Source organism: Aquitalea sp. ASV11 (genome assembly GCF_016429185.1).
GTDB classification, from domain to species: Bacteria; Pseudomonadota; Gammaproteobacteria; order Burkholderiales; family Chromobacteriaceae; genus Aquitalea; species Aquitalea pelogenes.
The window spans coordinates 1-10,180 of sequence record NZ_JAELUD010000104.1; the positions used below are offsets into that span (position 1 = coordinate 1).

Genomic DNA, 10,180 nt, shown 5'->3' on the forward strand with positions numbered 1-10,180 from the left:
GGCTCCTTGTCACCGTGCATGCGCCGGATGGCGCTGCTACCCCTTCATGCTACGGAGCCAGGCCCGATGGTGACAGATTCAACAATTCACTATTGTGATGGTGACAGTGAGCGGTTTACCCCAACTGTCACCACACACTATGATGAGCACTGTCACTGTCGCCAGCCACTCTGCTGCGGCATTGTTGATGCTTGCCTCAGTCTTGCCCGGAACATTCGCCATGCCACCCGAAAACCTGCCCCACAGCCCAAGCGCCAATGCCACCTTGTACCAGCAACTGGCAGAAGACCTGTCGCTGGCCATTGCCCGTGGCACCTTGCCGCCCGGCTCACGCCTGCCCTCGGTACGGCGCACCTCGCAAAGCAGGCAACTGAGCCTGAACACGGTGGTGGCGGCTTACCGGGTGCTGGAAGACCGCGGACTGATCGAGGCGCGGCCGCAGTCCGGCTATTACGTACGGGCCAGGCTGCCCTCGCCCGCCCGCCCGGCCATGACGCAAAGCAGTGTGGCCAAGCCGACCGAAAGCAAGGTACTGGATTTGATAGGCGCAGTGCTGGATGCACAGCAAACCCCCGGCTTCATCGACCTGGCGCTGGCCTGCCCGCGTGGCAGCGACTTCTACCCCGGCAACAAACTGGCCAGGCTGATGGGGCAGATATTGCGGCGTCAGCCCGGCATGGTCAGCACTTACGCGCTGCCACCGGGTTCCGAGCGGCTACGGGTACAGATTGCCCGCCGCAGCCTGGAGCTGGGCATGGCATTGCAGGCGGAAAACATCATCCTGACCAATGGCTGCATGGAGGCATTGCAACTGGCATTGCGCGCTGTTACCAAACCGGGCGACGCCGTGGGGCTGGAATCGCCCACCTATTTCAACCTCTTGCCGCTGTTTGCCAGCCTGGGTCTGAAAGCCGTGGAGATTCCCACCGACCCGCAGCACGGCATTTCGGTGGATGCTGTAGAGCTGCTGCTGTCCGAAGAGCGTATCAGCGCGCTGGTGGCCATGCCCAATGTGCACAACCCGCTGGGTTGCAGCATGCCGCTGGAAGCCAAGAAACGGCTGGCGCGACTGGTGAATCACTATCAGGTGCCGCTGATCGAGGACGGGCTGTATGCCGAATTGCAATTCAGCGACACCCAGGCCCCGGCGGCCAAGGCTTTTGATGAAGACGGCTGGATCATCTTCTGCACCAGCTATACCAAGACACTGGCACCGGATTTTCGCATCGGCTGGATGGAAGGTGGCCGCTTTGGCCCGGCACTGCGCAAGCTGAAATTTGCTTCTTCAGTGGCCCAGCCCATGGTGCTGTCGGAAACGCTGGGGGCATTTCTGGAATCCGGCGGCTACGACCACCACCTGCGCGCGCTCAAGCGCCACTACGCCCAGCATGTGGAAAAAGTGCGCGGCCTGATTGCCCGTCACTTCCCGGCTGGCACGCGCGCTACCGACCCGGCCGGCGGCTTTCTGATCTGGCTGGAACTGCCGGAAGGCTGCGACAGCGTGGCGCTGTTTCATGCCGCCATTGCCGAGAACATCAGCATCATGCCCGGGCCCTTGTATTCACCCGGCGGGCGCTACCGCAATGCCATGCGCCTGTCCTGCTGCTATCCGCTGGATGAACGCTATGTCGCCGCCCTCACCCGGGTGGGCATGCTGGCCCAGCAGCAGCTCAAGCTGCGTCCAGCCTGAAAGCACTCAGGCGCTGCGGCTGCTGACGGGTCTGGCTGGGGGTTTCGCCAAACAGGCGGCGGTAGTCGTAGCTGAAATGGCTGGGGCTGGCAAAGCCCCAGTCTTCCGCCAGTTGCTGGATGCTGTCCGCGCTGCCCTGTGGCGAGCGCAGCAGACGGCGCACCTGATTCAGCCTCAGTGCCCGCAGGAAGGGCAGCGGGCTCATGGCGGTGACTTCCTGAAACCCGTTTTGCAGAGTGCGGCGGGTCACATGTAATTCCCGGCACAGTCCTTCCACCGTCAGCCACTGGCTGGCCGGTTGCAATGCACGCTGCCGGGCTTGTTCCACCCATTGCCAATGGCGCTGGCTGCTGCCCTCGCGCCTTAGCGAAGCCTCCGCCTGCCCCTCACTCAAGGCCAGCAACAAGGCATCCACCGAACAATCCAGCAGTAATTGGCGGCCAATGCTGTCCGGCGTTTGCCGCGCCAGCGCCAGCAGCTCGTAAATCTGGCCACACAGCAGCCGGTGGCTGGCTTCGGGCAGACGTACGGCAGCGCTTTGCAGCCAGTGCGCAGGCAAGTCGCGGCCAAACAGTTGCTGATGACGCGAGGCCAGCACTTCCTGCTCCAGCACGATGCCGTAAATGGTGAAGTCGTCCGGCGTGCGCAGGGTGAAGTCACTGCCGCCCATGGCCACCAGCACGGCGGCAGGCGGCACGCTGCGGCCATGAAAGCGCAAACGCTCACCACTGCCCGGTGCCGGTATGCCAAACCAGATGGCACCACGCCAGGGCTGGCATTGCTGGTAGGTTTCGCGGGCCGAGTATTCGCGGAACACCTGCAAGCGTCCCAGACACAGCTCATCCAGCCGCCCGGCAAAACGGCCACAGGAAATCTGCGCGTAATCCTGCTCCCAGCCGCTGATGAAGGCGGCTTGATCCGCCGCGTCATCCGCCAGGCGGGTAACAAACTGCAGGGACAATCCTTGGCTTAGCGGGTCCATGTGCGGCTCCCAATACATTGATCTGCAAGGATATAGCAAGAAACACACCAGCTTTGCCTGCGTATTTACGACTTCTTGCTGTCATAAATCGGAAATTTCACCGTCACGGTGCAAACACGGGGCTTGCATGCCTCATCACGGTGCTGATTCACAGCAAAAATTGCCACACTCTGCACTATCAGGCAGCCCACAGCTGGCATGCCGCTTGCAAAACTGTCTCTCACAGACATGCGCGGCGGCAGTTGGCTGTCACGGACGGCCTTGCTGTTTTCCGATTTTCGATAACGGCCGCCGCAACACCCTGCCTAGCATGGTGATCAGGCCCCGGATGCACTGCACCGGGCAGGGAGAAGTGAGTCAAAAAAGAGGAAATGTCATGAGCAACAGCAATCACGGTCTGGCGCGCAAGCTGGGCGGCTGGCAACTATGGGGGATCGCCGTCGGGCTGGTGATCTCGGGAGAATACTTCGGCTGGAGCTATGGCTGGGCCCAGGCCGGTACGCTGGGCTTTCTGCTCAGCTCGGTGTTTGTCGCCATCATGTATACCGCCTTCATCTTCAGCTTTACCGAGCTGACCACCGCCATTCCGCATGCGGGCGGCCCGTTTGCCTATGCCCGTCGCGCTTTCGGCCCGATCGGCGGTTTTATCGCCGGTTATGCCACCTTGTGCGAATTCGTATTTGCCCCGCCCGCCATCGCGCTGGCTATCGGTGCCTATCTCAACGTGCAGTTTCCCGGCCTAAGCGCCAAGTGGATTGCCTGTGGTGCCTACATCGTGTTCATGGCGCTGAATATTGTCGGCGTCAGCGTGGCGGCCGCCTTCGAGCTGGTGGTCACCCTGCTGGCCATTTTCGAGTTGCTGCTGTTCATGGGCGTGGTGTCGCCGGGCTTCAGCTGGGACAACTTCACCCACCACGGCTGGGCCGGTAGCGACAGCTTCAGCCTGAGCGCCATCGGTGGCATGTTTGCCGCCATTCCGTTTGCCATCTGGTTCTTCCTGGCCATCGAAGGCGCTGCCATGGCCGCCGAGGAAGCCAAGGACCCCAGCCGCACCATTCCGCGCGCCTATGTAGCCGGCATCCTCACCCTGGTGGCACTGGCCATGGGCGTGATGATCATGGCGGGTGGTGCCGGTGACTGGAGCAAGCTGGCCAATATCAACGACCCGCTGCCGCAAGCCATGAAGCTGATCGTGGGCAGCAACAGCGGCTGGCTGCACATGCTGGTATGGCTGGGCCTCTTGGGCCTGATTGCCAGCTTCCACGGCATCATCATGGGCTATTCGCGCCAGATTTTCGCGCTGGCCCGTGCCGGTTACCTGCCGCCGATGCTGGCTGTCATCCACCCGCGCTTCAAGACGCCGCATCGTGCCATCATCGTGGGCGGGATTGTCGGCATTGCCGCCATCTTCAGTGACGACCTGATCCAGATTGCCGGTCAGCCGCTGACCGCCAACATCGTCACCCTGTCGGTGTTCGGTGCCATCGTGATGTACATCGTGTCCATGCTGGCCCTGTTCAAACTGCGCCGCAGCGAACCCACCCTGACCCGTCCGTTCAGCGCACCGGCCTACCCGCTGCTGCCCGGTCTGGCACTGGCCTGCGCGGTGGTATGCCTGGTGGCCATGATCTGGTACAACCAGTTGCTGGCACTGATTTTTGCCGGCAGCCTGGCCGTGGCCTATGCCTACTACCTGCTGACCCATCGCCAGCGTGCCGCTGCCGCCAGCGATCATCTGCTGGAAGGTGGCGATGCCACCACGCTGAAACCTGCTGTTGCCCGTAGCGAATAAGAGAGAGGCGGGGTGTGCCCGGCACACCCCGGTAAACCATGTCCTACGCCATCACCATCGGCCCGCGCCGTTACCAGTTTGACGACCTGAAAACCCTGCTGGCCCGCGCCACGCCCTTGCGTTCGGGCGACCAGCTGGCCGGGATAGCCGCCAGCAGCGCCGAAGAGCGTGTGGCGGCACAAATGTGTCTGGCCGACGTGCCACTCACCACCTTCTTGCAAGAGCTGCTGATTCCCTACGAAGAAGACGAAGTCAGCCGCCTGATCATCGACAGCCACGACGCCCACGCCTTTGCCCCCATTCGCCACCTGACCGTGGGTGGCCTGCGCGACTGGCTGCTGTCTGATGCCGCCAACAGCCACACGCTGGCCGCCGTGGCGCCCGGCCTGACCCCGGAAATGGTATCCGCCGTCAGCAAGCTGATGCGCAACCAGGACCTGATATGGGTGGCCAGCAAATGCCGGGTGATCACCCGTTTTCGCAACACGCAGGGCCTGCCCGGCCATATGGGCGTGCGCCTGCAGCCCAACCACCCCACCGACGACGCACGCGGCATTGCCGCCGCCATGCTGGATGGCCTGCTGTACGGCGCTGGCGATGCGGTAATCGGCATCAATCCGGCCAGCGACAGTCCGGAAGCCATCCACACCATGCTGGCGATGATGGACGAAGTGCGCCAGCGCTATGCCATTCCCACCCAAAGCTGCGTGCTCACCCACGTCACCAGCACGCTGGAATTGATCAAGCGCGGCGCACCGGTGGATCTGGTATTCCAGTCGATTGCCGGCACGGAAAAAGCCAATAGTGGCTTCGGCATCAATCTGGCAGTGCTGGGCGAAGCACAGCAGGCCGCACTGGAGCTGCGCCGCGGCACGGTGGGCGACAATGTGATGTACTTCGAAACCGGCCAGGGCAGCGCGCTGTCGGCCAACGCCCACTGGGGAGTGGACCAGCAAACCTGCGAAGTGCGCGCCTATGCAGTGGCGCGGCATTTTTCACCCTTGCTGGTGAATACCGTAGTGGGCTTCATCGGCCCGGAATACCTGTACAACGGCAAGCAGATCATCCGCGCCGGGCTTGAAGACCATTTCTGCGGCAAGCTGCTGGGCCTGCCCATGGGCTGCGACATCTGCTATACCAACCATGCCGAAGCCGACCAGGACGATATGGACAGCCTGCTCACCCTCTTGGGCACGGCGGGCATTCATTTCATCATTGGCGTGCCCGGTGCCGACGACATCATGCTGGGCTATCAGAGCACCTCGTTTCACGATGCACTCTACCTGCGTCAGCTGCTGGGGCTGAAGCGGGCCCCGGAGTTTGAAGACTGGCTGGAAAGCATGGCCATTACCCGCGCCGGCAAGCTACAGGCGCAAGACCGCCAGCAAGCCTTGCTGCAATTGATGGAGACCTTCCGATGAATGCCCCGTTCAGCCCGGCCACCACCGGCAACAGTGCCATCACCGAAGACAGCTGGCAGGAGCTGGCCAGCCACACCGTAGCCCGCATTGCGCTGGGACGGGTGGGCTCCAGCCTGCCCACGCGCGAAACCCTGCGCTTTGCCCTGGCCCATGCCCAGGCGCGTGATGCCGTGCACACGCCGCTGGAGCTGTCCGCACTGAGCGCGTCCCTGCAAGACCTGCAACTGCCCAGCCTGCAAGTGCGCAGCGCAGCCCCCAGCCGCGCAGCCTATCTGCAACGGCCGGACCAGGGCCGTCGCCTGCACCCGGACAGCCGCGCCAGCCTGCTGGCTGCCGGAGTCGAACCCTGTGATGTGCTGTTCGTGGTGGGAGATGGCTTGTCGGCCCGCGCCGTGGCCAGCCATGCCGTGCCGCTGATTGCCGCCACCCTGCCGCTGTTGCAGGAGCAGGGTTTGCGGGTGGGGCCGGTGGTACTGGCCACCGAAGCGCGGGTGGCCCTGGCCGATGAAGTGGGTGAATGCCTGCAGGCGGCCATGGTGGTGATGCTGATTGGCGAGCGCCCCGGTCTGAGCTCACCGGACAGCCTGGGGGTGTATCTCACCAGCGCACCACGGGTAGGCTGTATGGACTCTCAGCGCAACTGCATTTCCAATGTGCGCCCACAAGGCCTGCCCTACCCGCTGGCCGCCTACAAGCTGGCCTGGCTGATCCGCGCAGGTCGCAGCAGTGGCACCGGCGTGGTACTCAAGGACGGCAGTGCTGCCGAGGCCGGCTGGCTGCACCTGCAGCAACAACTGGCACTGGCCGCACAGCAGGACTGAGGACTTCAGCCACAACAGGCCGCCTCCTGTTGCAGGCGGCCGTACAAGGCCGCCTCACTCAGCGGCACCGACAGGCCGAAGCCCTGGTACTGGCAACATTCCATCTCGCGCAGCAGCTGCAATTGCTCTGCCGTTTCCACGCCTTCGGCCACCACCGTCTTGCCCAGATTGCGTCCCAGCGTCACCACGGCGCTCACCACCATGCGTTGCTGTTCGTTGCTTTCTATACCTGCCACCAGACTACGGTCTATCTTGATGATGCCAAGCGGAAAGCGCACCAGATAAGCCAGCGAGGAGTAACCGGTGCCAAAATCGTCCATCGCCAGTTGCGCGCCCCAGCCCTGTAATTCCTGCATCTGGCTGATGATGTGTTCGGTATCGCCCAGCAGCAGGGATTCGGTGATTTCCAGCTCCAGCAAATCAGGTGACAAGCCGCTGTCGGCCAGTGCGCTGGCCAGCTCGCGACACAGGTGGTCGCGCTCGAACAGGCGTGGTGACAGATTGACCGCCAGACTGATGCTGCTGGCCGCCATGCGGTTATAGCGGGCAATGGCCATGCTGGCCTTGCGCAGGATGGACATGGTCAACGGCAGGATCAAGCCGCACTCCTCCGCCACCGGAATGAAGCGGTCCGGCCCGATATCACCCAGCTGGGCGTGGTGCCAGCGCGCCAGCGCCTCCACGCCGACCACCTTGCCGTGCCGGTCGAACTTGGGCTGATAGGCCACGCTGAAATCATCCTGCTCCAGCGCCAGCCGCATTTCGCGCTCCAGCGTGAAGCGCTCGTCGGACTGTTGGTCCAGCTTGCCAGTAAAGAAATGCAGATTATCCTTGCCTGCCGCCTTGGCGGCATACATGGCCACATCGGCGTGGCGCAGCAAGGTCTGCTCATCCACGCCGTCGCGCGGGTACAGTGCCACCCCCATGCTGGCGCTGACATTGCAACTGTGCTCTTGCAGCAGCACCGGCTGGCTGGTCTTGAGCCGGATGCGTTCGAGCAAGGTCCACAGGCCCTCCTCGCTGTCCAGATCATTCAGGATCAGCACAAACTCGTCCCCGCCCAGCCTGGCCACGGTATCGAGCTTGCGGATGCTGCCGGCAATACGCCCGGCCACGGTCTTGAGCAACTGGTCGCCCGCGTCATGCCCCAGGTTGTCGTTGATGAACTTGAAGTTGTCCAGATCGATGAACACCACCGCCAGCCTGCTTTGCGCCCGCGCGGCCCTGGCCACACTCTGCTTCAGCCTGTCGTACAGCAAGGCGCGGTTGGGCAGTCCGGTGAGCGCGTCAAAATTGGCCTGCATTTCCAGTTGTTGCTGGTAATGCTTGCGTTCGGAAATATCCTGCACCGTGCCCTCGTAATACAGGAAACGGCCGTGTTCCGATGACACCACATGCGCATTCTCGGATATCCAGATGCGCTGGCCATCCTTGCGATACACCTCGGACTCGAAATTCACCACCTCGCCCGCCGTTTCCATCAGCCGCAGGAATTCCTCGCGCCGACCGGCTTCCACATACAGCTGGCAACTGATGTCGGACAGATTCAGGATCAGCTCCTCCGGCGAGGCATAACCATACAGCCGTGCCAGGGCCGGATTGGCCGCCAGGTAACGACCGGTCTTGCTGCTCTGGAAAATTCCCTCCTGCGCATGCTCGAAAATGGTGCGATATCGCATCTCGGCCTGGGCCAATGCACGAATAGTGCGCTGCTGGCTGGTTACATCCATCACGAAGCCTTCCAGCACCATGCCATCGCCATCCGGCGACGCCACACCGCTTTCCCGTACATGACGCAGCTGGCCACCCGCAGTCCGTATCCGGTACTGCAAGGCAAAACGGCCATTGCCACGCAGGCTGCTGGCCAGCGCCTCGGCCACCGCCTGGCGGTCATCCTTGTGGATCACACCCATCCAGCCGCCGCTACTAGCGGTCAGCTGGGCCGCGCTGTAACCGCACAAGGCCAGGCAACCACGACTGACAAACTGCATGTGACGCTCCGGGTCATGCCGACCGCGATAGGCCATGCCATCAAGATGATGAATCAGGTTTTCCAGTGCCGCCGGCTGGAAACCGTTCACGGCATGGGCATGCAGGGAAACAGGACGCAAGGATTGTGTGCTGGGCATCGGGCTGAACATGCGTTGTCGGTGACAGGATGAGATAAACCACAGCAATAAACATGCCCGCACCATAAAAGGGGCAATCCCCCTGCACGCAGGATTTACATGGGCAGGCATTCCGCAGAGCGGCAAATTTACGGTAGCATGCGCCAACCATGACGTGACACATGGCAATGCCATCCTGTTGCCATGTCGCGTTGAGACACCGCTACATGGCGGCATTGTTGAATATCCGGAGTCCCATGCGGGCCATACTCATTCTGTGTACCTTGCTGCTGGCTGGCTGCAGCAGCTGGCTGCAAAGCGGCAAGGACTTGCTGCAATCCTGGTCGGCCCCGGCCAAACCCCATGCGCCATCCGAGGCGTCCGGGCTTTGCCAGGTCCGCCATTTCCTGATTGGCTGGGGGCGGGAATATCCGGAAGCCAAAGGCAGTGCATTTGTCACCAGTTACAGCATTACTACCGATCAGGGGCAGCTGCATGTGGATGACGCCACGGTTTACCGTGACATCATGCAAGGCAAGGGGCAGCGTGTGGCCTTGCTGATGTCCAATGCCCCCGGTGGCTGGATTGTCGACCTGGCAGCAGACAGCCAGCGCAAGCAACTGCGCAGCAGCGTGATGTGCCGCTTGCCGTCGCAAGATGCAGGCCCAGTGAATACACCATGAGCACGGACGCTGTTGCAGGCCAGGCGGAAAATCATGTCATCCGGGAATGTTTTTACTGCCCGCATACATCCATTCATTTGACCTGCCGCATAAATAATCTGGCAGTGCTTGGCTGTTTTCAATGACAGTGGCTATAGTGTGGTTTATTGGCGCAATACTGAACAATCAATAAAAACCAGAATAAATTTAAATGAATTCTAAAAAATCCAGTTCAAGCACCGGCACATGCAAAGCCAGCAGCCAACTGGAACCGTTTCCGCTATACCGTGAATATCTGAATGCTGCACAGCACAAGCCGGGCCCGCAAGGCAAACCGGTCTGTTTGTGTGCCGTATTTCTTCCACTTATTGCCTAGGGTGCTTTCGTGTCAGATCTGCTAAAAAAAATCGATGCCAGAACAAAACTGGCAGGGACCAACAAGCTGGAAATCCTGCTGTTCTCCCTGGGTCACGACCAGCGTACCGGGAGGAAGGAAGTCTTCGGCATCAACGTCTTCAAGGTCCGCGAAGTCATGCGGACGCCCGAAATCACTTCCGCACCCGAAATGCCCTCCTCGGTTGAAGGCATGGTCAGCCTGCGTGGCTCGCTGGTCCCGGTCATCGACCTGGCCAAGTACGCCGGCATCGTCACCAGCAACAAGCCCGAAATCATGATCGTCACCGAGTACAACGGCCACACCCAGG

Annotated in this window: 8 protein-coding genes; 6 read left to right on the forward strand and 2 right to left on the reverse strand. The window is 61.7% G+C overall.

The features are described 5' to 3' along the window. Positions 1-220: 220 nt before the first annotated feature. Positions 221-1,690, forward strand: coding sequence for a PLP-dependent aminotransferase family protein (locus JHD62_RS20230; protein ID WP_199104392.1), 1,470 nt, complete (start codon positions 221-223; stop codon positions 1,688-1,690). Here JHD62_RS20230 and JHD62_RS20235 read toward each other — a convergent pair. Then, positions 1,671-2,672 (reverse strand): helix-turn-helix domain-containing protein, encoded by a 1,002-nt coding sequence (locus JHD62_RS20235; protein ID WP_199104393.1) that lies wholly within the window; start codon positions 2,670-2,672, stop codon positions 1,671-1,673. The genes JHD62_RS20230 and JHD62_RS20235 overlap by 20 nt on opposite strands. Before the next feature lie 376 nt (positions 2,673-3,048). Here JHD62_RS20235 and eat point away from each other — a divergent pair, with 376 nt between their 5' ends. The 3 genes from eat to eutC are packed head-to-tail and all read left to right on the forward strand — an operon-like array spanning position 3,049 to position 6,706. Then, a complete protein-coding gene (eat, locus tag JHD62_RS20240) occupies positions 3,049-4,464 on the forward strand; it encodes an ethanolamine permease (RefSeq protein ID WP_199104394.1) in 1,416 nt (471 codons plus the stop codon). Positions 4,465-4,502: 38 nt separating this feature from the next. Continuing rightward, entirely contained in the window at positions 4,503-5,885 is a 1,383-nt protein-coding gene (locus tag JHD62_RS20245; protein ID WP_199104395.1) for an ethanolamine ammonia-lyase subunit EutB, read from the forward strand. After that, on the forward strand, positions 5,882-6,706 hold the full coding sequence (eutC, locus tag JHD62_RS20250; protein ID WP_199104396.1) for an ethanolamine ammonia-lyase subunit EutC: 825 nt from the start codon (positions 5,882-5,884) through the stop codon (positions 6,704-6,706). Before JHD62_RS20245 ends, eutC begins: the two co-directional genes overlap by 4 nt. A gap of 5 nt (positions 6,707-6,711) precedes the next feature. Here eutC and JHD62_RS20255 read toward each other — a convergent pair whose 3' ends face one another. Continuing rightward, positions 6,712-8,835, reverse strand: coding sequence for a bifunctional diguanylate cyclase/phosphodiesterase (locus JHD62_RS20255; RefSeq protein ID WP_199104397.1), 2,124 nt, complete (start codon positions 8,833-8,835; stop codon positions 6,712-6,714). Positions 8,836-9,071: 236 nt separating this feature from the next. Here JHD62_RS20255 and JHD62_RS20260 point away from each other — a divergent pair, with 236 nt between their 5' ends. Then, positions 9,072-9,497: a hypothetical protein gene (locus JHD62_RS20260; protein WP_199104398.1), complete on the forward strand. Its 426-nt coding sequence runs from the start codon at positions 9,072-9,074 to the stop codon at positions 9,495-9,497. 364 nt (positions 9,498-9,861) lie between these two features. Then, a partial coding sequence (locus JHD62_RS20265; RefSeq protein ID WP_199104399.1) for a chemotaxis protein CheW occupies positions 9,862-10,180 on the forward strand: 319 nt, incomplete at its 3' end.